32 protein-coding genes are annotated in these 22,627 nt (G+C 51.3%); 11 read left to right on the plus strand and 21 right to left on the minus strand.

Annotated elements, in window-relative coordinates; genetic code table 11:
- Positions 1 to 60: 60 nt before the first annotated feature.
- A complete protein-coding gene (locus tag TU86_RS14860; protein WP_048365062.1) occupies positions 61 to 291 on the minus strand; it encodes a ubiquitin-like domain-containing protein in 231 nt (76 codons plus the stop codon).
- A gap of 155 nt (positions 292 to 446) precedes the next feature.
- Here TU86_RS14860 and TU86_RS14865 point away from each other — a divergent pair, with 155 nt between their 5' ends.
- The 10 genes from TU86_RS14865 (at position 447) to TU86_RS14910 (ending at position 6,376) form a co-directional block, all read left to right on the plus strand.
- A complete protein-coding gene (locus tag TU86_RS14865) occupies positions 447 to 638 on the plus strand; it encodes a hypothetical protein (protein ID WP_048365063.1) in 192 nt (63 codons plus the stop codon).
- 14 nt (positions 639 to 652) lie between these two features.
- Positions 653 to 874 (plus strand): hypothetical protein, encoded by a 222-nt coding sequence (locus TU86_RS23315; RefSeq protein ID WP_239658788.1) that lies wholly within the window; start codon positions 653 to 655, stop codon positions 872 to 874.
- On the plus strand, positions 835 to 1,116 hold the full coding sequence (locus TU86_RS23320; RefSeq protein ID WP_048365064.1) for a hypothetical protein: 282 nt from the start codon (positions 835 to 837) through the stop codon (positions 1,114 to 1,116). Before TU86_RS23315 ends, TU86_RS23320 begins: the two co-directional genes overlap by 40 nt.
- 321 nt (positions 1,117 to 1,437) lie before the next feature.
- Positions 1,438 to 2,394: a tyrosine-type recombinase/integrase gene (locus TU86_RS14880; RefSeq protein ID WP_048365065.1), complete on the plus strand. Its 957-nt coding sequence runs from the start codon at positions 1,438 to 1,440 to the stop codon at positions 2,392 to 2,394.
- A 481-nt stretch (positions 2,395 to 2,875) separates the two neighbouring features.
- A complete protein-coding gene (locus TU86_RS14885) occupies positions 2,876 to 3,145 on the plus strand; it encodes a hypothetical protein (RefSeq protein WP_048365066.1) in 270 nt (89 codons plus the stop codon).
- Positions 3,146 to 3,163: 18 nt separating this feature from the next.
- A complete protein-coding gene (locus tag TU86_RS14890; protein WP_048365067.1) occupies positions 3,164 to 3,595 on the plus strand; it encodes a hypothetical protein in 432 nt (143 codons plus the stop codon).
- On the plus strand, positions 3,592 to 3,873 hold the full coding sequence (locus TU86_RS14895; protein ID WP_048365068.1) for a hypothetical protein: 282 nt from the start codon (positions 3,592 to 3,594) through the stop codon (positions 3,871 to 3,873). Before TU86_RS14890 ends, TU86_RS14895 begins: the two co-directional genes overlap by 4 nt.
- Positions 3,874 to 3,977: 104 nt before the next feature.
- The gene (locus tag TU86_RS14900; protein WP_048365069.1) at positions 3,978 to 4,223 is read left to right on the plus strand and encodes a hypothetical protein; all 246 of its coding nucleotides are present in this window, start codon (positions 3,978 to 3,980) and stop codon (positions 4,221 to 4,223) included.
- Between the two features lie 100 nt (positions 4,224 to 4,323).
- Entirely contained in the window at positions 4,324 to 5,667 is a 1,344-nt protein-coding gene (locus TU86_RS14905) for a hypothetical protein (RefSeq protein WP_239658789.1), read from the plus strand.
- Positions 5,668 to 6,034: 367 nt separating this feature from the next.
- Positions 6,035 to 6,376 (plus strand): hypothetical protein, encoded by a 342-nt coding sequence (locus tag TU86_RS14910; RefSeq protein WP_048365071.1) that lies wholly within the window; start codon positions 6,035 to 6,037, stop codon positions 6,374 to 6,376.
- Between the two features lie 1,693 nt (positions 6,377 to 8,069).
- Here the strand turns inward: TU86_RS14910 and umuC are convergent.
- The 3 genes from umuC to TU86_RS14930 all read right to left on the minus strand — a co-directional run bounded on the left by umuC (position 8,070) and on the right by TU86_RS14930 (position 10,105).
- Positions 8,070 to 9,344, minus strand: a complete 1,275-nt coding sequence (umuC, locus tag TU86_RS14920) for a translesion error-prone DNA polymerase V subunit UmuC (RefSeq protein ID WP_048365073.1) — start codon at positions 9,342 to 9,344, stop codon at positions 8,070 to 8,072.
- On the minus strand, positions 9,334 to 9,762 hold the full coding sequence (locus tag TU86_RS22550; RefSeq protein ID WP_048401585.1) for a LexA family protein: 429 nt from the start codon (positions 9,760 to 9,762) through the stop codon (positions 9,334 to 9,336). Before TU86_RS22550 ends, umuC begins: the two co-directional genes overlap by 11 nt.
- Before the next feature lie 100 nt (positions 9,763 to 9,862).
- Entirely contained in the window at positions 9,863 to 10,105 is a 243-nt protein-coding gene (locus tag TU86_RS14930) for a hypothetical protein (RefSeq protein WP_048365075.1), read from the minus strand.
- 80 nt (positions 10,106 to 10,185) lie between these two features.
- On the opposite strand from TU86_RS14930, the gene TU86_RS14935 reads away from it, so the two are divergent.
- Positions 10,186 to 10,869: an SOS response-associated peptidase family protein gene (locus tag TU86_RS14935; RefSeq protein WP_048365076.1), complete on the plus strand. Its 684-nt coding sequence runs from the start codon at positions 10,186 to 10,188 to the stop codon at positions 10,867 to 10,869.
- A 159-nt stretch (positions 10,870 to 11,028) separates the two neighbouring features.
- Here the strand turns inward: TU86_RS14935 and TU86_RS14940 are convergent, their stop codons facing one another.
- From TU86_RS14940 to TU86_RS15020, 17 genes are all read right to left on the minus strand, one after another.
- Positions 11,029 to 11,355, minus strand: coding sequence for a DUF6388 family protein (locus TU86_RS14940; protein ID WP_053076036.1), 327 nt, complete (start codon positions 11,353 to 11,355; stop codon positions 11,029 to 11,031).
- Between the two features lie 59 nt (positions 11,356 to 11,414).
- Positions 11,415 to 11,885, minus strand: a complete 471-nt coding sequence (locus TU86_RS14945; protein ID WP_193387782.1) for a hypothetical protein — start codon at positions 11,883 to 11,885, stop codon at positions 11,415 to 11,417.
- Positions 11,886 to 12,155: 270 nt separating this feature from the next.
- Positions 12,156 to 12,698 carry a hypothetical protein gene (locus tag TU86_RS14950; RefSeq protein WP_048365077.1) on the minus strand — a complete coding sequence of 181 codons (543 nt, stop codon included), beginning with the start codon at positions 12,696 to 12,698 and terminating at the stop codon, positions 12,156 to 12,158.
- A gap of 112 nt (positions 12,699 to 12,810) precedes the next feature.
- On the minus strand, positions 12,811 to 13,140 hold the full coding sequence (locus tag TU86_RS14955) for a hypothetical protein (protein ID WP_048365078.1): 330 nt from the start codon (positions 13,138 to 13,140) through the stop codon (positions 12,811 to 12,813).
- Between the two features lie 103 nt (positions 13,141 to 13,243).
- Entirely contained in the window at positions 13,244 to 13,939 is a 696-nt protein-coding gene (locus TU86_RS14960) for a hypothetical protein (protein WP_048365079.1), read from the minus strand.
- Between the two features lie 794 nt (positions 13,940 to 14,733).
- Positions 14,734 to 14,961 carry a hypothetical protein gene (locus TU86_RS14965; protein ID WP_048365080.1) on the minus strand — a complete coding sequence of 76 codons (228 nt, stop codon included), beginning with the start codon at positions 14,959 to 14,961 and terminating at the stop codon, positions 14,734 to 14,736.
- A gap of 241 nt (positions 14,962 to 15,202) precedes the next feature.
- Entirely contained in the window at positions 15,203 to 15,520 is a 318-nt protein-coding gene (locus tag TU86_RS14970; RefSeq protein ID WP_048365081.1) for a hypothetical protein, read from the minus strand.
- A 188-nt stretch (positions 15,521 to 15,708) separates the two neighbouring features.
- Complete coding sequence (locus TU86_RS14975) at positions 15,709 to 16,263, minus strand: NYN domain-containing protein (RefSeq protein ID WP_048365082.1); 555 nt, start codon at positions 16,261 to 16,263, stop codon at positions 15,709 to 15,711.
- 99 nt (positions 16,264 to 16,362) lie between these two features.
- Entirely contained in the window at positions 16,363 to 17,175 is an 813-nt protein-coding gene (locus tag TU86_RS14980; RefSeq protein ID WP_048365083.1) for a hypothetical protein, read from the minus strand.
- Between the two features lie 135 nt (positions 17,176 to 17,310).
- On the minus strand, positions 17,311 to 17,811 hold the full coding sequence (locus TU86_RS14985) for a hypothetical protein (RefSeq protein WP_048365084.1): 501 nt from the start codon (positions 17,809 to 17,811) through the stop codon (positions 17,311 to 17,313).
- Positions 17,811 to 19,103, minus strand: coding sequence for an AAA family ATPase (locus TU86_RS14990; RefSeq protein WP_048365085.1), 1,293 nt, complete (start codon positions 19,101 to 19,103; stop codon positions 17,811 to 17,813). The genes TU86_RS14985 and TU86_RS14990 overlap by 1 nt, the downstream gene beginning before the upstream one ends.
- Positions 19,104 to 19,175: 72 nt before the next feature.
- The gene (locus TU86_RS14995) at positions 19,176 to 19,838 is read right to left on the minus strand and encodes a site-specific integrase (protein WP_048365086.1); all 663 of its coding nucleotides are present in this window, start codon (positions 19,836 to 19,838) and stop codon (positions 19,176 to 19,178) included.
- Between the two features lie 274 nt (positions 19,839 to 20,112).
- Positions 20,113 to 20,907 (minus strand): DNA adenine methylase, encoded by a 795-nt coding sequence (locus TU86_RS15000; RefSeq protein ID WP_048365087.1) that lies wholly within the window; start codon positions 20,905 to 20,907, stop codon positions 20,113 to 20,115.
- A gap of 151 nt (positions 20,908 to 21,058) precedes the next feature.
- The gene (locus tag TU86_RS15005) at positions 21,059 to 21,538 is read right to left on the minus strand and encodes a lysis system spanin subunit (protein WP_048365120.1); all 480 of its coding nucleotides are present in this window, start codon (positions 21,536 to 21,538) and stop codon (positions 21,059 to 21,061) included.
- A 32-nt stretch (positions 21,539 to 21,570) separates the two neighbouring features.
- Complete coding sequence (locus tag TU86_RS15010) at positions 21,571 to 22,104, minus strand: glycoside hydrolase family 19 protein (RefSeq protein WP_048365088.1); 534 nt, start codon at positions 22,102 to 22,104, stop codon at positions 21,571 to 21,573.
- Positions 22,105 to 22,162: 58 nt separating this feature from the next.
- Complete coding sequence (locus TU86_RS15015) at positions 22,163 to 22,414, minus strand: hypothetical protein (protein ID WP_048365089.1); 252 nt, start codon at positions 22,412 to 22,414, stop codon at positions 22,163 to 22,165.
- A partial coding sequence (locus TU86_RS15020; RefSeq protein WP_048365090.1) for a hypothetical protein occupies positions 22,411 to 22,627 on the minus strand: 217 nt, incomplete at its 5' end. The genes TU86_RS15020 and TU86_RS15015, both read right to left, overlap by 4 nt.

Raw genomic sequence — 22,627 nt, forward strand, 5'->3', positions numbered from 1 at the left:
TTTGGGCTTACAAACAAATAACTTGCTAGAAACTTCCGATCATAATTAGCACTAGCCATCCTACATTCGTAGGATAAGATGCAGCTCCATCCCATTATCGATATTATAGTCGCCTATTGTAAGACCATCCTCTAACTGTTTGCCTTTATAAATTAAGCGCTGTGTTTCCAGCGGAATGCCTTCCCGAGATAAAACTGCTTCTTTAACGGCATCAATTGTTGTTTCTTGACCTTCAAAATCAAAATTCAATCTTTTACCAGTCGGCGTTACAATAGTCAGATTTATAGTCATTACTTTCACCCGATAATGAAGTCGTCTATTCAAATATCCTTAAAGGTTTTTATTTTTTCTGCAACTGTAAGAAATGACAGTTTTCAAGAGCAATTAGAAATAACCCCCGCACCACCACCTCCAAAGTAAGCCGCTATAGCGGCAAGGAAGAAGTCATGCCTGAACAAAAGCCAATCATCATGTACGACTCGCCGGAAGCGGCCAGCCTTAAAACCGTGACCGGCTGGGTTTATGAGGACGGTCGACTCTTCGGTCAAGACGAAAACCTAGCCCGGTTCTGCGGTGCTACACATCGCAGTTGTAAGAATCACCCTGATCACCCGGTGCATCAGGTTCGTGGCTACTGACCGATGACGGTGCCTTGCTGGCCCTACTACTCACCGGCGACACCGCCTCGCGCTTTGACAACCTGCTGGAGCGCTTTGATAAGGAATGGGTGCCCTCTCGCGGCTATGCCGATCGCACTCTGCGAGAAATCCAGTTCAAGCTCGCACGTTACCGCGAAGACATGGGCGGGCTACTGGTGCAGATTTTGCCTTCGCGGTGGCCAAAGGTTTGTGCGAGCGCAATTCGGCAGAGCTGACGCTGGATGGGCTGAGCACGATTCTGAACTACAGCGGCACCCTGCCCTGGCTCAAACGTGCCATCCGCCTCGGGCTGCTGAGCCTGCAACGGCGGGAGGATATTGTGACGTGGCCGAAAACAGCGGTGGACCTCGAACGAAACACCCTCAAGGTATCCCCCGGGAGGACGCAGAACTATGGCACGCCAATTCACCTTGAAATCGTCATGGGACAAGCACTGCGCGAGGTTGTGTTGGTTTGATGGGGCATGCGGATGTGAAAATGACTGAGCATTATCAGTCCGGGCATGGGCCGGGTGCGGTGATTTATCAAAAGGTCAAAGCCGACCTGAAACTGTAGCGCGGTGGTGGTTTGCCCAAAGTTTTCCCAAACGAGAACAACAAAAAAGGGCCCACCTTTCGGTGAGCCCTTCTAGACCGCCCAGCAGAGCGGATTTTGTTTGGTAGGCGCGATTGGACTCGAACCAACGACCCCCACCATGTCAAGAGCCACCATGCTAAGCGCTAGGCCACGCGGCATAAGGTCTTAAGAGAACGCCCATTCACATTATGAGGCGTCAAGCATGGCTAACATACGTTCACTACCTTCAGGGAACTGGAACGCTCAGGTGAGACTGAAGGGACAAGCACCACAATCTAAAACATTCCCCACTCAAGTACTCGCTCAAGCGTGGGCTGACCAGCTAGAGGCTGTCACCAAGACGCACCAATCCCATACGCTGTACACCTTGGGCATGACTTATTGCGAAACCATGCTCAAGGGTAAGGGTAGCTATGACCATGCGCTAAAGATCGTTGAGCAGCTCTTTACTGCCTTCCCTCAATCAATTCATGACATCACCCCTCAGCTAGTCAATGACTTCAAGCTGAAGCGTCTACAAACGGTCAAGCCTGCTACCTGTCGTATACAGCTAGCGTTCATGTCTCGTTTCTTCAGGTTCGCTAAACGTGGCCTGCTTATTGATATACATAATCCCGTAAGTGATATAGCTCTGCCCAAACCAGACAAGTCGAGTGACAAGGTCGTCAGTGCTTGCGAGCTGAGACTACTACTCAATGAACTCTCACCCACTATGGCTCTGATAGTGGAGCTTGCCTATGAGACAGCTATGAGACGCTCAGAAATACTTAAGCTCACTACTCAATGTCTCCACTTGGGTGATCGTATTGCAGATGTAATAGACGGTAAGAACGGGACTAGATCTGTGCCCCTCACCGTAAGGGCCATAGAGCTATTGAGAGAGGCTCAGAGGCTGTCAATGGCAGAGAGAGCACACAGAGGCAGACTGTTCCTTGTGACACCTCATAGCGTCTCACAGGCCGTCAGACTGGCAAGAAACAAAGCAGGCCTTGATAGCACCGTTAAGCTCCACCAATTAAGGCACACCCGTATTACCAATGTAGCGAAGAAGGGATTCAATAACGCTCAGATAATGATTGTCTCAGGACACAGAGACACTAGATCAGTGGCTAGGTACTCCCACCTTAGCGTCAAGGATGTACTACATCTAATTGACTAGCCCTCTGTGAGCTTGCTGGGGAGGCATTAGCATCAACCCCTCTAGCTTACACCATGACAAGGGATGACTCCTTGTGCGAGCTTGTAGAGCCTTACAGCCATTATATGAGAGGGGTTGCTACAACACAACTAACCTTATTAAGTTAGTTTAATTTGCTTTGTCTCCGAAAGCTTTTAAAACAAATATATACCACTAGAGACATTTCTCTATCCCTACTTTATTTTCAACTCATTAAAAGCCTTTTCCTTAAAAAACAGATATTACTAGTATAAGAGATATTTCTCTACTCACTTAAACCTTCAACCTCTAGACATAGCCCCCTATTTCATTGCTTAAATAAACACAAGACACCTCTCTTATAAAGCCTAATGGGATGTACAAGAGAACAGGATTTTATTGTGAAAATATTAAGCACTGACAACAGGGGACAAATACGACAGGAACCTAATTGTCACACAAACCAACAACCCAAGGAAATAAAATGACAATTACACTAGACGACATCATCACCCTGCAACACAACAAACTCAACACACTTTCTCGAAAGCTAATCTACCTTATGATCCAAGGCAATGCCAAGATCGAAGGTTGGGCCACTATCTCTCGCAATGACTTCTCTAAAGCCACCACACTACCCAGCCGCTCAGTTGACACTATTCTGAAATACCTAGTTAGCATTGCGCTAATTGAGCGCCGTAAGTCTGGAGAAAAACACTCTTCCCCTTATCAATATCGCATCATCAAACCATAACCACATAGGATAATAAAAATGAAAGTACTAAATCGCAATGACCTGCAAGACTTAGCTAATGCAACAGGCTGTAGCCTTGAGGAAGTAATGTATACTGCCCAACAGTCTGGGTGGCAATACTCTGACTCACCCACTAAGCCCCTACGTGGTCTTGACAGCGCTTCTGATGCTTACGCAATGATGAAGCTAGCGAAAGAACAAGCAATCTCCCACCTGTATCAGAATGATCCTCTAGTGCGCGAGAGCCTCAATGCACAAGCTGCTGTTGAGCAAGCCCGTAATGAACTCACCACAGTTAAGCCTAGCAACCTCAACTACGACGCTAACGGCAACCTGCAAGGAATTAAGCATAGTGTTGTTAGTGGCACCCTTGCTACTGGCAAGCATCAAACAGAAACCATGAAAGCTATTAGAGATGACATCTACAAACGTTTTGGAGTAACAGAATGAACATGCACTTTATGTCTGAAGGTGAGCGCCAATACATTGAGAAGCGTAAGGCTGCATTGGCTGCAACTGCTGAATGGATTGATAGCAAGAACTCTGAGCTTGTAGGAGAGATTAAAATCTACAAGGGTGTTGAGTATCAGATGGAACCTAGGGGCACCTATGTGTGCCTCAACCAATCAGCATCAAGTAGTTTAAGTGGCTCATTCACATCAGCATTTGCCCTACATAAAATTATAGATGACCTTAAGACCACCAACAAACCAAAAGAATCTAAATGAACACAGCTTTAAGCTGGCTTATTACAGCCGCAATATTATACACAACCTACTCCATACTATTAAAAATCGCAACACTAATCATACTTACCTAACAAGGAACCCAGATGGTATCGCAAGAAGACTTTGTGTTGATACCGGATATCAACCCTACCACTCCATTCCTACAACCGACTGCCGTTAGGCGCAGAGTAGCTAAACTACTGATAGCAGCCAAAGACAATAATCAAAGCCTCCTCAAGCTAGCTATAGAAAACCGCCTAACCATTCAACAGGCTTATTACATCTCCCACTACAATAGCGAAGATATTGACACTTATAAAAAATACCACAAAGGACAGTATGAACTCTAAGACACTATTTATTGCCGAGGCACTCCCCGGTAGTGGCAAGTCTACAAAGTTTATTCAATCCCTCCCCGAGCTAATACTTGACAGTCACATTGTGTATGCAATGCCTACTAACGCGCTTATTAAAGAGTTAGCTTTAGACATCAAGCTAAAAGCGGGCATCTCTCCCACAGTTATTACTTCAGACACTACAAGTCATGTCACAGTAAGCGTAGAGAGAGCCCTAGCAGCTCGCTCACAGCCTTTGGTTATGCTCACCCATGAAGCCCTAAGACGTATAGATGCTCGCCTCTTAGCGGGCTGGGAGCTTGTTGTGGATGAGGTGCCTAGTGTTTCTGACTGCAAGAGCCATCAGTTCGACTGCATCAGCTATCTTGGGAGTATCGGTAACTACCTTACCGTTTCCCCCGAAAAGAAAGCAGAGATTAAGCCTGAGAGTATTGCCCTTGTTGAGAATATGATTAAAGCCAAGGACAGTAGCGCACTCAGCGAGTCAGCCCTAGACGTATTGAAAGCTATGCTCACACCCAAATGTAGTGTTGAGGTGGAAGCTCAGAACACTAAAGGCAAGCGTCTTGTACGCATTGTGCGCTATAAAGATTTCCTACCTGCCTTCTCGTACGCTAACAGCGTCCACATCCTAGCTAACAATGTGCGTGATACCCTTCTGGGTATCCATGCCAAGTATCAAGGATGGGGATTTGAGCCTTCTCTTTTCACCCCTGAGTTCGATGGTTATGGTAAGCGGGTTGAGCTACACCCTTTCCTTACTGGCAAGTACTCTAAAACACAAAGCATGATGCAACGTAATGGTAAGCCTGCTGACACTTGGGATGATGGTGTACAGTTAGCTGATTGGTTGCGCTGTATCACCGCTATGGTTGGTGACGAGAAAGGTCTAGCCTTTGCACACCAATGGATGAACCATAATTTCAATGACAACATCACCAAGCTACCTATTGATAGCAGGGGCATAAATGGCTATCAAGATAGACACATTGCTATATGCCTTCAGCATGGAAACGTAAGCCCTGATGATGGATTAAGCTTTCACACTCTAGGTGAGATGTTAGGTGTTCCTGTTGCTGAAGTACGAAAGGCAATTGAGTTTGAGCGCTTCTATGAAAGCACCCTACAAGCTGTAGCCAGGACTTCACTAAGAGACAGAAGCAGCACAGAGCCAGTCACATTATTTGTTCAGAGTATGGACATGGCTGTGTACCTTCAAAGTAAGCTAGGCCGCTTAGCTACTATCAACACTGAATTAAGCATGACTCCCTGGGAGAAGGAGCAATCAGAGAAGAAGAAAGACAAAGCACTTCTTCAAGCAGAGGTGATTATGATGTTTCAGATTGAAGGAGTGGATCGACAAGCAATCGCCGAAAGACTTAATGTTCCTTACCATCAGGTGAGACGCTGGACTGCAAGACTTAAAAAAGTAGCATAATGTGCAGCGTCATCAGATATTTTGTGCACTTTTCCTTAAAGACTCCTTAAGAGAAAGTGCACAATTTATACAATACTAAGACCATTACTTCTTAGATACCTCTAAGGAGAGATAGTCTTATTAAATACTTTTAGTTTATTTCTACCAGACCTAAGCAACAAGTATTTAAAAGCAAAAGCAACGTCAGCATAGCTGACAAAGAGCACGCACTCAAAGAGAGGATCAAAGGCGGGACTGCTTACCAGCTAATCGCTCTTGATCTTTCTTTAATGCGTATGCCACTACGTGGCGTGCTCTTGCTTCTGCTATCACGCAGTGACTCCTACTGAAAGTCCATTACTACCAATCTAACAAATCAAGAGCACATATGAAAACCATAGACAGCCATAAGAAAAGCTACATCGAATCATTCTCACATTCAAATCTAGCAGACAAGCTAGGCATTAGCCTTACATCACTTGACTCTCAAGCAGAGTCGTTAGGCTGGAAGGATGAGCACCGCTTGTATTGGTTTGATAAGTCAGTGGAGATTCAAAAACAAGAATTAGTTAACGGGAATGTATCAGCCGTTAAGGAAATGCTAAAGCTAACTGGGGCTATCAGACCTGTTGGCAGACCTCGTAAGCTAGATGTAGAGCGTCACATAGCCATAGAAGCCAAGGTAGCTGAAGAATGGGCTACAGATGTACGAAGGATGAGTATTGTTTAGGATAATTATTTAGTTAATGAGAAGGAGCGTATTGACTCTAAGCTCTACCCACCACATTAATATAGGAATTTCACACGTAGCTATAGCAGGTTATTTTCTAGGGGATTCCTAGATGCCCTTCTCGGGTGCTCAATGCGTTACCACACTGGCCGTTCTTCACAGAGGCTAGCGCCTTCTATGCCTGATAGTTCAGCTACCAGTAACCTGCCCTTCTAACAAAGCCAGAAGGGGTAAGCCTGCGTATAAAGCCACGCCTTGCTGGGGAGTTCTACCAACCATCCTCCCATTGTCTGCTTAGCTTTCATGTTACAACTACACCACTTAAGGTTCCGCCATAACGCTATTCACTTCGCAGCGCCTCCTAATGAGACATACAGTTCAGCTTACACCTAGCCCGTTTGCTATGAAGCTCTTTATACAGCGCAACTCATCAAAAATCAAGATTGACTGCTATCCATCAAACTCATCACACAAGCCCTAGCATGGTCAATATGCGCCTGTTGTCCGAATTTGTTCTCGATAATCCTTAACCCAGCAATTAGAAACTTACACGAGTCCTGAGCTACAGCCTCTACTGCATGCCCTTCAGATTTCAGGTGAGAGAGCATTAGCATGTGCATATTGCAACCACCCTCCTCCATCGCCCCATGATAGAGACTGCGGTGCATACCAATAAAATCAGCAACTTGATTCCCAAATGCCTTCCCCCGCCAAGCTGCATATATCCCACCGAGCATAGCAACCACCTTAAACTAACCACTGGATGATTAATTTGTAGCAGAAATTCAGGAGTTCCATTGCATAAGAAGGAGCCTACCCCATACCCCCCCTGCTCTCCCCCTCGGCTGGCTCGCACAGATTCTCAAACAGCAACCCTCAATTTGTGCGTAGAAACAAACACAAGGGGGTGGTCTATAGAGCGTCAGCCGATAGGCGCTCAGGACACAGCAGGCACGTAGCTCAGCTGGTTAGCAGCCTGCCCTTGTGAGGCACGAACAACGGGCAAGGGAGTGAGTTTACGAACGCACCACCACCTAGACAAGAAAGTGCTCAAGCCTTATGTATCAATAGGTTAGGTATAGCCATTCACAATTCAGAGTGTGAACAGAGGCAGGCATGTATTCACGTTCACATTGCCTTGTGTGAACGAAGCCTATAATTTGTGAACGTTTTCTTAGACAACAAAAAAGGGCCCACCTTTCGGTGAGCCCTTCTAGACCGCCCAGCAGAGCGGATTTTGTTTGGTAGGCGCGATTGGACTCGAACCAACGACCCCCACCATGTCAAGGTTGACCGTTGATCCAGTGTAAGCTATTGAAATATATAGAGTTATAGGGCGAGTTGAGTTTAGTAGAACTGGGGCATCGACCCTATAAGAATCAATAACTTAGCACTGTATTTTGCTACAGCTTTACTGCACCCCCTTTCACGCTATTCAGTCGATGTGACGGAGCCTCCTCGTGATAGCCTGGTTTGCATCAAAGGGGGATAGATGTTCAGTACTCTACCGATATTGCTTAGCCGCCTAGCAAGCTGGACTTACGACGCGCCAGTAAACACGGGACTCCAGCAACTGACGCTCGCTGCAACGATGCCCAACACTGCCGGACACCGAGTAACAATGTCACTCGGAAAGTCACTGAGGCTTTACCCCTTCCACAAAAGCCTCTATCCGCTTCCATCTCCCTGAAACTCAAGTCACCCGCCACAGTTGATCGACCTTAGTTGTGTAACTGCGGCTCATCATTTCCCGCCTCATTCCCCAGTCCGGATTACTCGGAACGCTCGCCGCCCTCAATGTCCCCCTCCCCCAACGCCCATTGATTTCATCCAGCACGGCCATCACCCGCGTAGCTTCCGCTGGTTGATTCACGGCGAACAAATCATCTGAAAACTCCCCAGGCTGTCGCAGGTCCAGCAGCAAAACTTCTGCCTTGCTGTATTTGAATCCTTCACGAAAAACATGATCCAAAGCTTCCACCGCCGCCTTGGTCAGTAATCGCACATCGTCGGTGGGATACGGCAGCGTCACCACAACGCCTTTGGCATATTTGGCTTCATCGGGATTGAACATACCGGTGCGAATGCTAACCCTGACTTTTTTACAGTATGACTTCTGCGCCCTGAGCTTTTCCGAGGCGCGCATCATGTAGGTGGCCACCGCCTCTTTGATCGGCGCCAGTTCTGTCAGGCGCTTGCCAAACATCCGGCTGCAGCAGATTTCCTGTTTCGGCGGGTCCGGCTCATCCAGTTCCAGGCACGGCGTACCCGAAAGCTCCCGGGCGGTTTTCTCAATCACCACGCTAAATTTCTTACGCAGGGTCCAGGGGTCGGCCTTAGCCAAGTGCATCGCGGTGGTGATGCCCATGCCTTCAAGGTGCGCGGTCATGCGTCTACCGACACCCCACACCTCTGACACGGCCGTATTGCGCAACACCCAGTCCCGTTCGAAATCGCCGCAGAGATTCACCACGCCACCGGTGTGGACCTGTAAGCGTTTAGCCGTATGGTTGGCCAACTTGGCCAAGGTTTTGGTATGAGCGATTCCAACGCCCACAGGAATGCCCGTACATTGCAATATGCGGCTGCGCAACTGCCGTCCCATCGCCGAAGCGTCTGCGATCCCGGTCAAGTCAGCGAACGACTCGTCGATGCTGTAGACCTCCACACCCGGGACCATGGACTCGATAAGGGTCATCACCCGCTCGCTCATGTCGCCGTAGAGGGCATAGTTGGACGAGAACGCCACAATGCCGAGCTTTGCCAAGCGATCCTTGATCTGAAAATAGGGCTCGCCCATTTTTATATGCGGCTTTGCGTCGTAGCTGCGTGCAATCACACACCCATCGTTGTTGCTCAATACCACGATCGGGACTTTGGCCAAGTCAGGTCGAAATACGCGCTCACAACTGGCGTAAAAGCTGTTGCAGTCGATCAACGCGAAAACAGGATTAACCTTAGTGAGCATGGCTGCGCACGGTATAGGTGATTACGCCCCATATCGACAGATCATCCCCCTCCATTACATGAAGATCCGGGTAACGGGGGTTCTCAGACTGGAGAATGACGCTCTTTCCCCGGATGCACAGACGCTTGCAGATGGGATCATTATTGAGCAAGGCCACCACGACTTGACCGTTGAGAGGTTCAACACCACGGTCAACCACTGCCAAATCGCCGGGATAGATGCCTGCACCTTGCATGCTGTCGCCATCGATCGTGACCAGGTATACATGCGGCGCGCGAATATTCAGCAACTGATCCATGGAGATCTCCTTCTCAATATGGTCCGCTGCCGGAGAGGGAAAACCAGCCGGAACCTTGAACGTGCAAAGCGGCAGGCGAATGCCACCTTCAGAGATTGGACCCAGGGATGTGAAGCTCATGACGCGCGCCTTTAGTTAGCTGTATGTGCATACAGTTAACTGTGTGGGACGTTGCCGGTCAATTTGTATGTAGGACATTTCGACAGATGGATTGCGCCCGCTATAGCTTAGGCACGCGGTTGACCGCTTCAGCTAAAGCCATCAACACGTCTGAAACGTGGTTTACAGCCTGGTCCAATTCGTCGAAGGCCTGGTGAATGGTTTGATGCTCATCCACCGTCTGCCCTCCCCTCAAAGAATGACGCCCCAGACTTTCGTCCTGCTCCAGCACCTGAATGCTCTCGCGCAGTTGTTCGACCTGTCGGGCAATGACTGCAAAGTGATCCTGCTTGGAACTTCCCATGACGTGGCCACCTCACAATAAACAGTACTGTTTAGAGACTACGCTCTGGCCAGGCGTTCCATTGGCTGAGGGTCAACACCATGTGCGGACGATTCGTTCAATATCAGGGCATTGCCGATTATCTGGAAGTACTGGGTTCAGACAGGCCAATCCTGAGCGGTTACGATAACCAGCCTATTGCACGCTACAACGTTGCCCCCGGGACCCGCGTAAATATCCTCCATGGGGATAACCAAGGTTTGCGAATAGACCCCGTCCACTGGGGCTGGGCACCGTTCTGGGCCAAAGGCAAACGCCCTGACCCGATCAATGCCCGAGTCGAAACTGTGACCACTGGCAAATTTTTCAAGCAGTTATGGCCAAATAGCCGTGCTCTGGTCATGGCAGACGGTTGGTATGAATGGGTAAAAGACCCGAACAATTCAAAAAAGAAACAGCCCTACTTCATCAGACTCAAAAGCCAGGCGCCAATGTTCTTTGCGGCTTTGGCGCAAGTCCATGTAGGGCTGGAGCCGCATGAAGGCGACGGTTTTGTGATCATCACTGCAGCGAGTGATCAGGGGATGGTTGACATACATGATCGGCGGCCGGTGGTGTTTACGCCGGGCAATGCTCAGGCTTGGCTGGAATCAGGAGCGGGTGAGGAACAGGCGGGTAAGCTTGCTGTGGAATGCAGCCAGCCTACGGAGGATTTTGAGTGGCACCCCGTGGATGTTGCGGTGGGGAATGTCAAAAACCAAGGGCCGGGCTTGATTGAGCGGTAGCTTTCGCCTGAAAGCGGTCGTTTCCAAGCGGCGGTTTGCGGCCAAAAGGCGCCGATCGGGTCAGGTGACTTCCGACCCGGTTCCGTCATTCAGAACTGGCTAATTGTCAAAAGTCAGACAATTGAGCGCGTCAATGAAATCAGGGGCGATTCAAATTTCCTATCCAGCGATACGGTTTAGCTGTTTGTACTCATCCCAATCGATACCAAGCGCTGCTGCGATCTTGCGGTGTTGATCCAAGCGCCATTCATTAGCTTGTTCCGGTGATTCAGCTAACAAGCGAATCACGAACTCATCAATCTCAAGTCCACGGCTTCGGGCAGCTTCAGCGAAAATCACGAGGCGTTGCTGTTCACGGTACTCATCAACGGTCACGCCGCATGCCTCGATAACGGCTGGTTTGACAGACTCAATCTGAGTGAGAGCACGAGGATTTTCAGCGAAGAATTTTTCGCGGGCAGCTGTGTAGCGGTTTTCAATGTTCATTGATTCAATTTTCCTGCTTGATCCTAGGACGCGAATAACTTCTCTCTCCTAACGCATCATCACTGCTTCGTGGCTGATACGGTATAAATGTACTCGGCACCGTTATCCAAATCCTTGTATTCGCGCTTCTCTCCGCTAGCGAGTATGTCCGTAGCGGCATGCTTGAAGCCTCCGGTCCTAGGCTGATCGATAGTGAAGTTCCCGACCTTCACCGTTTCCATTTTCTCCAGCTCTACGTAATCCACATTGAATCTCAGACTGATACGACCATCACTGGTGATATGCGGTGTGATGGATGCCTTGGTACCCAAAGCCAAGTCCGCCATGTTGGTCTTACCCTTGGTGACTGAATCTCTATACTTGATGAGACTGATATTGCTGTGTGGTTGGGTGTGTCCATCAGTGGTAGAACCGGCAAAATTATCGACAACCACACCGTTACGAGTCAGCTTAGTGCTTACGAAGATTGAATCGGCAGCCGAGGCGCTGGCTGCAAAGGTGGTCACTATTGCAAACAAAATTGCTTTCATATGCTTTCCTACTCGAATTCCAGTAGCCCTTGCTGACGCGCCAGATCGACGGCATAAACAAAGATTTGATCCAAAACCGTCGAACGCGAACCACGATCTACCGGCCATTGTTGATCCCTGACACTACTGCGCGCGATCACAATTGGTACTGGAAGCCCTTGGGAGCAGAAATAGAGATCGAATCGCCCCTTGCTACCAAGATATGTGCAATCGCCAGGGTGTTTTGGGTGCTGAGGTTGAGACATATCGTTTTCCGTGGACTCAGGAGGATTATTTGGACCTGATCAAGGTTTCCAAATTCGGCATGACATTGGCGTCGAGGTGATCCTGCATTCGCTGGCTAAGATGATGCTCGGTGGGAATAGCAATGCCCTCATGGATTGCCCATCCCCGCAAAACGCCTAGGAATACCATGCTTACGGTGTGACCATTCTCCATATACTGGAGCAGGAAAGCCTTTAGCCTCCCTCGTCCTTCATTGGAATGCAGATCAAAACCGCCCGGCACATCATGTAACCGATGCGCAATGATGTTGCGATGTTGTAGGAAGCGATCCAACACGTCGTCGAAGGTGGGGTGCAGATCAACACGCTCCCGCAGTGCTTTGAGCAGTCGTCCCAAAGTGGCTTTTGAATGTCTCTCAAGCAGGAGCTGAAGCTGTTCCACAGTTTGCAGTGGCTCGCCGTGCAGAGGGAAAGTAAGGCAACTACTCAACAGGTGCTCAACACCCTGCCCGGCGATCACCGCAAGACCCAGAGTCTTTAATACATCGTCCTGTATAGGCTTGTAGCCAGATTGTGATTCATCATTCATGTACAGGGATAGCCTTGGAGTCCGCAATTTTTTGAATCACCTGCGATACCCAGGCCGCCCGCCCACTTTTGACAGCGGCCTTTTGATGCACCTAGGGCAATTTTTCCTAGAGTTAGCCGTTCGATGACCATGATTTGGAGGTTCCACGGAATGGAACCTCCAAATCATTACCGACAATCTGCTCTGATTTCACCTGGTTGATGGGCTGATTTCCAATAACTTTCCCAGCGACTTGTCCGAACAGCTCGAGCGTCCCATGGTTCACCACGTTGCGTGCCACCTGCCCATGCACTACCGCTTTGCCGCCTGCTTCAATTACCAACCCTCCGGCGAGCTGCCCACGAGCGATTAGAATTCCGCCTGATTTCACATAGGTTGTGCCGGTGATCTGGCCGGTGGTCTGTTGATGATCGGTCACAATCAAATCGTCTTTGAGCTGCATAACCAGTCCTTAACTGACAGACGCGAAAACCGCATCCTTCTACGTCCTCGGCCCCGGCTATTTGACGGCCAGGGCTTGGGTACAGCGGGCGATTTCCTAGAAGTCATCGCACATAATTAAGCGTAGGTGCCAGCACTCTCGCTACGAGTGTTCCTTGAGCATCCTCTCCCAGAATTTCGATATAAGAGGGACGTACTACGTCACCGGCTACCAAAGGCACAGGCCGTATGAAAGAAACTGTGATCCTTTCAGAATTTTTCCCTATACCCGTTTCAGCAACTGCAAAGCACGCATTGTCGTTACAGCAACGTACGCGAAATGCTAGGTCGAGGTTGAATATCCCGTCGAGCAGGCCTGATTGCAGAATTGGTGCTTTCATAGATCGCCCAGCAACTTGATTAGCGGCGTACAGCCGGTAATAGGCCTCTCCAAACGATCCCATGGGCCGCTTATGTACCTTGCTTGCAACCCGTTGTTCGTATTGCGCGACTCTCTTCCGCTCAGCATTTTGGTACGCCGTCCGCTCCTGCTGATCGACATACTCCTGCTTGGTGTATTCGTCGTCACGCTGCTTGAGGTATCCCGGCCCCATGTGTTCCAAGTATTCAATCTTCGCGACTGCATCACCCATGTCACCTGACACTTCTTCAGCGCTCCAGGGGTGGCGATCAGTAAACGCGTTGATTCGAGCGCTGTCTTTCAAAAACTGCCGTTCACTGTCCAGCACTTTAATTGGTGGACTTGCTTGGCAAGCACCCAAAGCCACCAGTACCAGACCTATCAGAATTCTCTTACTCATCGTTTCACTCGACTTTCCATGTCTCGCGTTCTTTTCCTTGGATTTTGTATTAGCAGTCTGGGTCTAAAAACCCATAGCAACGTGTAATCGCTAGAGCGGGACTACCGCGAAACAAAACCCCGACCTAAGTCGAGGTTTTTTTACGTTTGCGCTTACTCGCCACGGATAGCGTGCAGCGCAGCTTTGATCAGGATAAATACCCGATGCAGTGCCAGAGCTAGTTGCACGGCCACGAAAAAAAACTTCATGTCGTCACTCCTTGTGAGGCCAGCCTCTTTCTATGACCCTTATCGGATTCACGGGTGATAGTCGGGAATAGTGTCAACGCATCCCACGAGGTGGCGTAATTTAGTAGCCCCTTCCGAATCAATCCCACGGTTCCACCCGTGTCAGAAAGCCATGTCCCAAGTACCGGCCGGATAAGGTCTCATTCCCCTTGGTGTGCCAACAGTATATAGGTTCTCCAGAGGGAACTTCAGCCAGAACCTTTAGAGTAAATGCGACGAAATGCCCTAATTTGCGTTCGTCCCCCGTACGGACTGGGCTGCGCGAGATTCACTTTAATTGAATACTGCGAATGGGACAGAAAGCTGCGACGGATGACGCGCCAATTGTTATTAGTTCGTCGGCACAACTGATCGACTGCTGGTTCTTGCCGACATGGACTATGAGCCGTAGACTTGTTCTGTCAACGCATCCCACGAGGGTGTTGAATGCTGGCCCAACTGGCATTCACGAAAAACCGCCTCCCTAAAGGCGGTTTTTTTTGCCTGCGATTTACTAGGTGTGACCGGTCACAGATCGACCGCGAAGCACCGCTCGCCCACCGCCGTCAGGCTGGCCCACGTCCGTATCACCTCACGCTGTGAACGCACCGGAATCAGTCGGGAGTGTGGCCCGCCGAGGCGCACCGAAAACGTCCACTTTTCCCACCAGGCACAGCGGCCCACCACAAACTCCCTGACCGCGTTCTGTTGGATCAGGTGCTGCAACGCGTCTTCGTGAATCCCGTCGTCAATCATTTATCGAGTATGACCGGCAAATGGCGGAGCACCGCTGCCAGCTCACGCCAAGGATATTGCGCCACTTCCGCAGCGGCGATGCAATCCGCAAGATGGGCAAAAGGTATATCGGCCTCGTGAACGCTTTGGCAGACATTGCAAATATGGCATGTCACTCCTTCAGACTCTAAAAGCCATTGAATATGCCAACACGTTAGCCCGAGCTCTAAGCCGTAGTGAGCAGTGGAACCGTCACGGCTGCTCATTCTGGAACCACGCCAGACGGGCCGCCCAAGGTGGCCGCCTCACACACGAATGTCGCCACCTGTTGCGGGGTTAACGCCCCGGCGCTGGCCACGGTGTTCAACCAGACAGCGAGCCGGGTCACGCTGCGTGCCTGCTGCTGGCCGACTTCCTGCAGGTGGTCCAGCAGTTGCGTCTCTAGGTTCTGGGGCGAGGTGGCCAGCACTTGCGGCTGCAGCTCCAGGGCGATGCGCTTTAGCAGTGCGGCAGTGTCCGGGGACAGCGTGCGTAGATCGCGCAAGGCGCGCTCATAAGACGGCGTGACGGGTAACGGCATGGCGGTAGCGTCCTGTTTCGAGTGAATGGCCCGCAGTGCGTAAAACCATTGGCGGGGGGTGTGGTGTACCAGCGTAGGGGGGTGTGATTTCCATTATTCGTGGAGCTGGTTGTGAACGGGATGACTTGTCGACCTGGTCGGAAGCAGCCAGCAAGCCCATGGGCGCGGTAGCCACTTTTCCTATCTATCTAGAGAGCGTTCCGACCACCCGCGAGGAAAGTAATATGCTCGTATGAAGGCTCCAAAGATCGATACACACCATGTTCCTCAGCGTATTGACGAAGGTGCCGATTGCAGCCCAAATCCCAACTGGCCACCTCAATATTCCAGCCCATTTTCACGGCTCTTTTCAGTGCCGGAATGAAGCCTTCGCCATCCAAATGACCATTGCCGTCGCCCGTCAAAAGCAGGATTGTTCCAGGTGCGTCTGCGTCAATCAGGCGTTTCAGCATTGAGTATTGTATAGCTTGATCGACCGCTACCTCGCCGCCTCCGATAGCCCCTCGTTCTTGTACCTCGACCTTTACTCCAAGGTTGTCAAAATAGCTCCATAACACGTCATTGTTCGGTGGTAGCGATCCCCCAACAAACGCAAATTCCATTTGCCGACCGTCGACAACACTCATCAGCAATTTCTTAAAATGAACTCGAAACTCACGCTCGTGGCCAGGCTCTTTGAGGCTGCAATAGTTTTTCCCAACAAGCCAGATGTTGGAGTTATCCCAAAAAACGTTCAACGACATTTGCTCATTCCCTCGATCATCGAACGCGAACGCCGCGCCCTGGTACTGCAAAGGCCCGCACAGAGCGGGCTTGTAGGTGCAGCAACTTTTCCTATGTTGTCACACAGGTGTAGGGACAAAGGTGTTGATACGGTCGTAGTATCTATTTTTGAACCCGATAGGCTCTCCATGAAGCTTGTCCGAGACGGCATTCGTCTCGCGGTAAAACTGGACAAAGGTTGCATCAAGACCTGGGAGGGTTGGGTCGATGACCATTCTGGAGAAATGGTTAATCACGGCGATTGCCATGCCGTAATCAAAGCATGCAAAAAATCCTTGGCGAATCCCTACCAAATCGGTACGCAGGTAGTCGTAGCTGAACTTAATTTGGTTATCCTCCACGCTCACTGACATATTGTTTGTCAACGCGATCGGGTTTGGGTGAGCGCCATAATCAATTGCTGCGTCGTATAGGCTCATGAGCAGTTCTGTGTAGGGGGTATCACCAGAGTGCTGATCATGCTTCTGAATGCTTGTGCGAAATCTAGTCATCGCTCGTGTGAACGCCTGCTTGCTTTCGTTGAAACATTCTGTTGTAACGTGGCGGTTCCTCCACTTGTCAATGAGCCCTTCTTCAGTGTTGAACAGATAGCCGTAAACAGCAGATTCCATAGCTGTGCGCATGAGTGGAAACATCGCAGAGAAGTGACCTGACCGAGCTAAGTCACAAGCAGCCAGATAGAGAGAGTGAGCATGTACGGCCGCTGAGAGCGCCTCTACTGAACCTAGATTTTCGGTGGATGCGAGGATTAGGTGATCGCATTTCCTGACATGAGCAATGGCTTCAGCAAAGTCCTCCTGGATGAGCGCTGCCAAACTGAGTCGCGCTGTTGCGTACTGGTCGTAGTCGAAAGGTGTGTCGCTGATGCTCATTCTGTTTTCCTGCTCGATCTTGGGGAGCAAAAAGCGTCCCTCTCCTAGGCACTTGGCCCAACGTTCGACGGCTGGGCTTGCGGTGTACCAGGGCGACTTATCATCGAACGGGCCAGTGACTAACTGAGGGCAATATCATCGGTGAGCAACGTGTTCAGGTCGGTGATGGTAAGCTTCTAGGTCGCTATCTAGAGACCAGATGAATAGCTCGCTCATGGGGAACCGCGCTACGCATCTTTCGTATTCTTTGATGATGCTGAGATCACCAAAACTAGTACCTTCACCGGTTCGGTTGCCAGCTTTATTTTGGCCTGCTTTATCCGGAAACTCAGCCAGCCACTCTAGGACTTCTCTAGTGCTGGGAAACTCGCTCAATCTATAGGGAGGCTCGTCGGCGAAGGCTGCACACACTGCATCACAGAAGCGCTGCGCTGTGTGTCGGCGGAGTCTTCCATCGCCGTTCTGAGCAATATGGTTACCAGTCTCGAGGATGGTGGCCATCGGCAGAATGAATGTGCAGTTGCTGTCGACGTAGTCGAGAAAATCAGCCCCCACCCGCTCGGCATCCTGATTGAGACCAGGCACGTTCAACATGTTTACGAACACGCTAGTGTCGATTAAGCAGATCGAGCTCATTAGGCCTCTCCCTGCATTTTTCGGAGCCAATCCAATGCGTTTTGACGTTTCTGTTTCACCGGGACGGGCGATTTCACGAATCGATCCACAATACCGTTGGTTACTAGCTCCCCTAATGGCCCTTGGGAAACCAAACCGGCATAGTCCTGCAGATCTGCAAGGCGCACCAAGCGGCTGTCGCCATCCTGGGGGTCACGGTAGCAAAACACCACATCGCCCAATGCAGTGTCTGGGAGTGCATCCATCAAAGCCGGGTTGTGAGTGCTGAGCAGCAGTCGCACACCACGTAGCTCTGCTTGCTTACGCATCGTTTCCAATAGTTGGCGTGCACGTGATGGGTGGACACCGTTATCGACTTCCTCGATCACCAATGTCGATTCCGCCGTAGCAGACAGCAAGGCAGCGGCGATAGCCAGCACTCTAAGAGTGCCATCAGAGAGCAATTCAACGGACCAATTACGCTCGACCGAACCGAAGTTCTCAACCAATTCCAAAGATACCCGTCCGCGGCGATCCTCGAAAAAATGTACATTTTTTACGTCTTGCTCGGGCAGACTCTTGATAAATTCGATGATGGCAGGGCGGGCCTCCTCATCCTGCCAGAGTGTAAAAAGCACACCGGACAGGTTAGAGCAGTCACCACGGAGCTTCTTGTCCGGATAGCTATCGCCACGCATCAGAGCGGGCACGGGATCAAGGAACAAGGTATTAGCTAGTAGGTTCTGGAAGAGCTCAGTCGTTTGCGGGATCACTTTCTGTGCTTTCTTGTGCCCGGAGTCGAACAAAGCTGAACTGGCGAGTTGATTTAGGATGGCGATCTGGTCAGTGCATGTGATTTGTGGCTTCTTACCACCTGTGGAGAAATTATTGTATGCAACGCGCACGTCAGTACTCAAACCGCTAGAGGTCTGCTCGATACGGTAAAGCGGAAATTTTTGGCGAGGCGAACTTATACTTTCTTGAACGATATGCAACTCATCTTCACGCAGGGCGATTTCGACACTGAGGTGATTCCACTCCGAGTCATCGGTTTCGCAACCTAAGGTGAATGACCGGCCTTGGAGGTACGGAAGGTCCTTGATTTGACCTCGGAGAATCTGCTCGGACTCATCGACTCGATGGCGTAATACCGACAGCTTCTGACCTTGGCCAAGCCAGCAAAGAAAGCGGAAGGCCTCTAGCGCGTTGCTTTTTCCTGAGGCATTGGCACCTATCATCAGAGTCAAGGGCGACAGCGGTAACCGCTCGTCCCGATAACTTTTAAATCCCTTGATAATGATATTTTTAAGCATGGTCACTCCTTCCAAGGCTTGTTGATCTGCATGTGGACTACCTGTGCTCGTCCGGCGTCATCCTGATGCCAATCAAATAATTCTCCGCACTATGTCGCCCAAGCGGGCAGGATCACCCGCACAGAGCTTTTTGACCGCTTCCAGGCTTTCGATACCCAGTATCTCGCTGATATGCCGCAGATCGATGCCGCGGCGCTTGAGCTTGACCGCAAGCGTCCGTCGCCCAGACTGCGCGCTAGCCCCCTCGATCCCAGCAAGACCGAACAGCCGCGTGTACAACCGACTAAGTTGATTCGCGCTGTAGTACGTCTTGCCGTCGCGGCGCTGCGCAGTGATTTTCAGCCCGTCACCAGTTCGACCGGAGACGAACAAGGGTGAGTCAGGATCGAGGCCACGAAAGGCCATTGCCCTGGTTGAAATGCCATGCCCGCGAGCAAGGCGCTCTGCTAGGTGAGCGTCTATCGCATTGGTAAGCTTCTTACTGGTCCAGCACAACGGCCTTGCACGATGGTTGTACGCAATCTCTGCACGTACTTGGGAGTCGATTAGCACAGCGCCGGATTCGGTCAGGTAATCGCTCACACGCAAGCGGCAAATCTCGGTCACGGTCATACCGGTGCCGAAACAGGTGAGCAACAGCGCCGCGTCACGACCGCCGTTCTCTGTGCTGCTCACTTTTGCGACTCTGACAGCGTGTTCAAGCTGCTCGTCTTCGATAACAATTGCCTTAGGCATTATTCACTCAAGATGCTGAATCACCATCAATCCTGACATAGTACGTCAACAAAAAAGCCGGGGATAGCCCCGGCCTCACGGTGTTCCTGGTGTTCACGGAAAATGAGAGGGGCCTATAGGGATATAGGTGTAAGCAATAAGCCAGAATGACTTTAGATATGCAGTCGCATGCTGTGAGCCTTGACTATCGAGCTGAACCAGAACCGCGCCGGCGGTCTGCTTTTGGCTGATAGCAGTCTTCCCTGCAAACTGCTATCGACTCCATCTCTACAATCTAAAACAACCCTCCCAGCGCCTCCGGCTCCCAATTCATGATGATCAGTTCCCCTGTCACCTCTGCCTTCCCCTGCCGCTGATTCGTGGTCGTATAGCGAATCTCGGTCGTCTCAAAGTGAAATCCTTCAAACACGCGTCGAATATCCGGGTGGTCGTTGATGCTGACCATCACTTTGCCTTTGCAGCGACGCATGAAGTCAGCCATGCGTTCGTAGTTTTCAAACGCGAAGTCGACGCCGTACCCTGCCGTCTGCCAGTAAGGCGGGTCCATGTAATGGAAGGTGTGCGCCCGGTCGTAGCGTTCAGCGCATTCAAGCCACGGCAGGTTTTCGACATAGGTGCCTGCAAGGCGTTGCCAGGCTGCTGAGAGGTTTTCTTCGATGCGCATCAGGTTGATGGCCGGGGCGGTGGTGGCTGTACCGAAACTTTGACCTGAGACTTTGCCGCCGAAGGCATGGTGTTGCAGGTAGAAGAATCGCGCAGCGCGCTGGATGTCAGTGAGGGTTTCGGGGCGTGTCATCTTTTGCCATTCGAAGACCTGTCGCGAACTGAGCGCCCATTTAAGTGAGCGTACAAATTCTTCCAAGTGGTTCTGCACCACACGGTACAGGGTGACCAGGTCGCCGTTGATGTCGTTAAGGACTTCGCAGGGTGCAGGTTGTGGGCGTAGGAAATAGAGCGCCCCGCCTCCGGCAAAGACTTCGACGTAGCATTCATGAGGCGGGAAGAGAGGAATGAGGCGGTCGGCCAGACGGCGTTTGCCGCCCATCCACGGGATGATGGGTGAAGACATAATGTGCAAGACCTTTACTGTATAAATAAACAGGTGTTAGGCTCGCTCGGCTTTGTGCACGAGGCGGGAGCCTTGGCTGGGCTTGCAGGTGTGATCTGCGGGTTCGGTGGCCGGACGGGATGTTGACGCATCCTGTTTCGGCCGCTCCTTTTTACTGTGTGCTTGAGATTTCTTTGGCGTAGGCCTGACAGGCCTGCAGCGCGATCAGTCCTTGGTCGCCGTCGCTGGTGATTCCGATAATTCGTTGAGCATGCGCTGGGTCAAGTTGGGCTCTATGGGCGCCATAAACCACGCCGCCGGTGCTGGTGGTGGCTTGCACTCCGTCACAACCAGTTGCTGCTGCGGCGCCGAGTTGGACTGACAACCGCAGGTCAGCAGTAGCAAGGCGATCACGCAGACGTGCCTGTTTCGTTTTCTCATCAGTGAGCACTCGGTAATGGGATTGGTCGCTGGCTGCCAGCCATTGCTCCAGGGCGAGGCGCTTGCCCTGCTCTGCCAATATTTGCTCTGAGTTGGCATTGGCCAGATTGGTGCGCTCGGCTTGATGCGCTGCACGCATATCAGCCAGTTGTTTACCGTAGCGCCAAGCGTCCACTTTCCATGTGGAAAAACAAGCAATGACCATCGCCATAAGTACGGCAAAGCCAACCTCACGGCCCTGACTCACGCCAACACCTTCAGCGCCCGCGCATACAGTGCCTGGCGATCCGCCAGTCCATTCAGCCCACCATTGATACGCCGAGTGATGGTGTCGAACTTGCCTTCATCAGCCAGGGTGTTGAGACCTCGGGTAGCCCAGAACCAAGCCGCAGACATGCACGCATGCTGCGGCTTTTCCAGCAGCTCGGGTTGGTTGATCAGATCAAGTCCCAGCGCTTCGCCGCACGTTTTGTAGTTGGCGCGGCCGGTGATCTGGATCAGGCCACGCCCGCGATACTTTGAACCGTCGCCCGGCTGAGTGTTGCCGAGGTCCGCCCTGCCCTCGTATCGCGCTTGGGCGGCGGTTGGGCCCCAGATTTCACGCATGTATTTGAGTTGGCCAGACTCGTGGCCGATCTGGGCGATGAAGGCCGCGACACGCTGCGTGCCGACGATCTGGTACCGGTTCATGGCGGTGTTGAGGGCAGGTGCAAAAACGCCGGCAACTTGGCCGGCGTTGGGGAGGATTTGCAGCAGCTGCTGCGCGGTGATGGGCATGGCTTTCTCCAGGCAAAAAAAATCCGGTACACGGCGGGGTTCGGTGGTTCGTGCGGCTTTAGTCTTTGGCCGGAACGACCGCCTTGGGAAGCGGGAAGCGTTTCTTGATGTCGGCTACCGAGGCCAGCCACGCGGTGTAGTCCGGCGCGTTGCCCTGGCTCAGGCCGTCATAGTCAGCCTCCAGCCGTAGCGGGTCTGACTCGCTCAGGTAAGCCGCGCGGCGTGTGGCCAAAATGCCGTCGAGTTCGACGCGCTCTTTGTCAGCCTGGAGCTGTTCGGCAGTTTTGAGTTGGCTGAAGTCGATGTTCATTCAGGAAGCCCTATGTGGCCGTTACGTGGGTTGACGATGTCTTCGGGGAAGTTGGCAGCGTCCGTAGAGTCCGGGCCGCACGGCAGCATCAGGCAGATGATCAAGTGACCGTTGCTACGGGTGATGTCGCCGATGATGTATTCGCAGTTGATGGCCGCTGCGGGCAGCACCGCGCCTTCGGGAATGGTGGTGAAGTCGAATGTTTCGCCGTAA

Origin of the sequence: Pseudomonas weihenstephanensis, assembly GCF_001043055.1 — a bacterium.
Lineage (GTDB): Bacteria > Pseudomonadota > Gammaproteobacteria > Pseudomonadales > Pseudomonadaceae > Aquipseudomonas > Aquipseudomonas weihenstephanensis.

What these genes read in the sequence shown, in the direction of transcription:
- TU86_RS14890 (WP_048365067.1), top strand. Translation starts at nt 3,164, where the DNA reads ATGAAAGTACTAAATCGCAATGACCTGCAAGACTTAGCTAATGCAACA.
- TU86_RS15005 (WP_048365120.1), bottom strand. Translation starts at nt 21,538, where the DNA reads ATGGCGATGGTCATTGCTTGTTTTTCCACATGGAAAGTGGACGCTTGG.
- TU86_RS14990 (WP_048365085.1), bottom strand. Translation starts at nt 19,103, where the DNA reads ATGCTTAAAAATATCATTATCAAGGGATTTAAAAGTTATCGGGACGAG.
- TU86_RS14980 (WP_048365083.1), bottom strand. Translation starts at nt 17,175, where the DNA reads ATGAGCATCAGCGACACACCTTTCGACTACGACCAGTACGCAACAGCG.
- TU86_RS15000 (WP_048365087.1), bottom strand. Translation starts at nt 20,907, where the DNA reads ATGTCTTCACCCATCATCCCGTGGATGGGCGGCAAACGCCGTCTGGCC.
- TU86_RS14885 (WP_048365066.1), top strand. Translation starts at nt 2,876, where the DNA reads ATGACAATTACACTAGACGACATCATCACCCTGCAACACAACAAACTC.
- TU86_RS14975 (WP_048365082.1), bottom strand. Translation starts at nt 16,263, where the DNA reads ATGTCGTTGAACGTTTTTTGGGATAACTCCAACATCTGGCTTGTTGGG.
- TU86_RS15015 (WP_048365089.1), bottom strand. Translation starts at nt 22,414, where the DNA reads ATGAACATCGACTTCAGCCAACTCAAAACTGCCGAACAGCTCCAGGCT.
- TU86_RS14900 (WP_048365069.1), top strand. Translation starts at nt 3,978, where the DNA reads ATGGTATCGCAAGAAGACTTTGTGTTGATACCGGATATCAACCCTACC.
- TU86_RS14940 (WP_053076036.1), bottom strand. Translation starts at nt 11,355, where the DNA reads ATGAACATTGAAAACCGCTACACAGCTGCCCGCGAAAAATTCTTCGCT.
- TU86_RS14960 (WP_048365079.1), bottom strand. Translation starts at nt 13,939, where the DNA reads ATGAGTAAGAGAATTCTGATAGGTCTGGTACTGGTGGCTTTGGGTGCT.
- TU86_RS14895 (WP_048365068.1), top strand. Translation starts at nt 3,592, where the DNA reads ATGAACATGCACTTTATGTCTGAAGGTGAGCGCCAATACATTGAGAAG.
- TU86_RS14935 (WP_048365076.1), top strand. Translation starts at nt 10,186, where the DNA reads ATGTGCGGACGATTCGTTCAATATCAGGGCATTGCCGATTATCTGGAA.
- TU86_RS14970 (WP_048365081.1), bottom strand. Translation starts at nt 15,520, where the DNA reads ATGCCGTTACCCGTCACGCCGTCTTATGAGCGCGCCTTGCGCGATCTA.
- TU86_RS14910 (WP_048365071.1), top strand. Translation starts at nt 6,035, where the DNA reads ATGAAAACCATAGACAGCCATAAGAAAAGCTACATCGAATCATTCTCA.
- umuC (WP_048365073.1), bottom strand. Translation starts at nt 9,344, where the DNA reads ATGCTCACTAAGGTTAATCCTGTTTTCGCGTTGATCGACTGCAACAGC.
- TU86_RS14880 (WP_048365065.1), top strand. Translation starts at nt 1,438, where the DNA reads ATGGCTAACATACGTTCACTACCTTCAGGGAACTGGAACGCTCAGGTG.
- TU86_RS14950 (WP_048365077.1), bottom strand. Translation starts at nt 12,698, where the DNA reads ATGAATGATGAATCACAATCTGGCTACAAGCCTATACAGGACGATGTA.
- TU86_RS14945 (WP_193387782.1), bottom strand. Translation starts at nt 11,885, where the DNA reads ATGAAAGCAATTTTGTTTGCAATAGTGACCACCTTTGCAGCCAGCGCC.
- TU86_RS15010 (WP_048365088.1), bottom strand. Translation starts at nt 22,104, where the DNA reads ATGCCCATCACCGCGCAGCAGCTGCTGCAAATCCTCCCCAACGCCGGC.
- TU86_RS14930 (WP_048365075.1), bottom strand. Translation starts at nt 10,105, where the DNA reads ATGGGAAGTTCCAAGCAGGATCACTTTGCAGTCATTGCCCGACAGGTC.
- TU86_RS14955 (WP_048365078.1), bottom strand. Translation starts at nt 13,140, where the DNA reads ATGCAGCTCAAAGACGATTTGATTGTGACCGATCATCAACAGACCACC.
- TU86_RS22550 (WP_048401585.1), bottom strand. Translation starts at nt 9,762, where the DNA reads ATGAGCTTCACATCCCTGGGTCCAATCTCTGAAGGTGGCATTCGCCTG.
- TU86_RS14860 (WP_048365062.1), bottom strand. Translation starts at nt 291, where the DNA reads ATGACTATAAATCTGACTATTGTAACGCCGACTGGTAAAAGATTGAAT.
- TU86_RS14865 (WP_048365063.1), top strand. Translation starts at nt 447, where the DNA reads ATGCCTGAACAAAAGCCAATCATCATGTACGACTCGCCGGAAGCGGCC.
- TU86_RS14965 (WP_048365080.1), bottom strand. Translation starts at nt 14,961, where the DNA reads ATGATTGACGACGGGATTCACGAAGACGCGTTGCAGCACCTGATCCAA.
- TU86_RS14985 (WP_048365084.1), bottom strand. Translation starts at nt 17,811, where the DNA reads ATGAGCTCGATCTGCTTAATCGACACTAGCGTGTTCGTAAACATGTTG.
- TU86_RS14995 (WP_048365086.1), bottom strand. Translation starts at nt 19,838, where the DNA reads ATGCCTAAGGCAATTGTTATCGAAGACGAGCAGCTTGAACACGCTGTC.
- TU86_RS14905 (WP_239658789.1), top strand. Translation starts at nt 4,324, where the DNA reads ATGCCTACTAACGCGCTTATTAAAGAGTTAGCTTTAGACATCAAGCTA.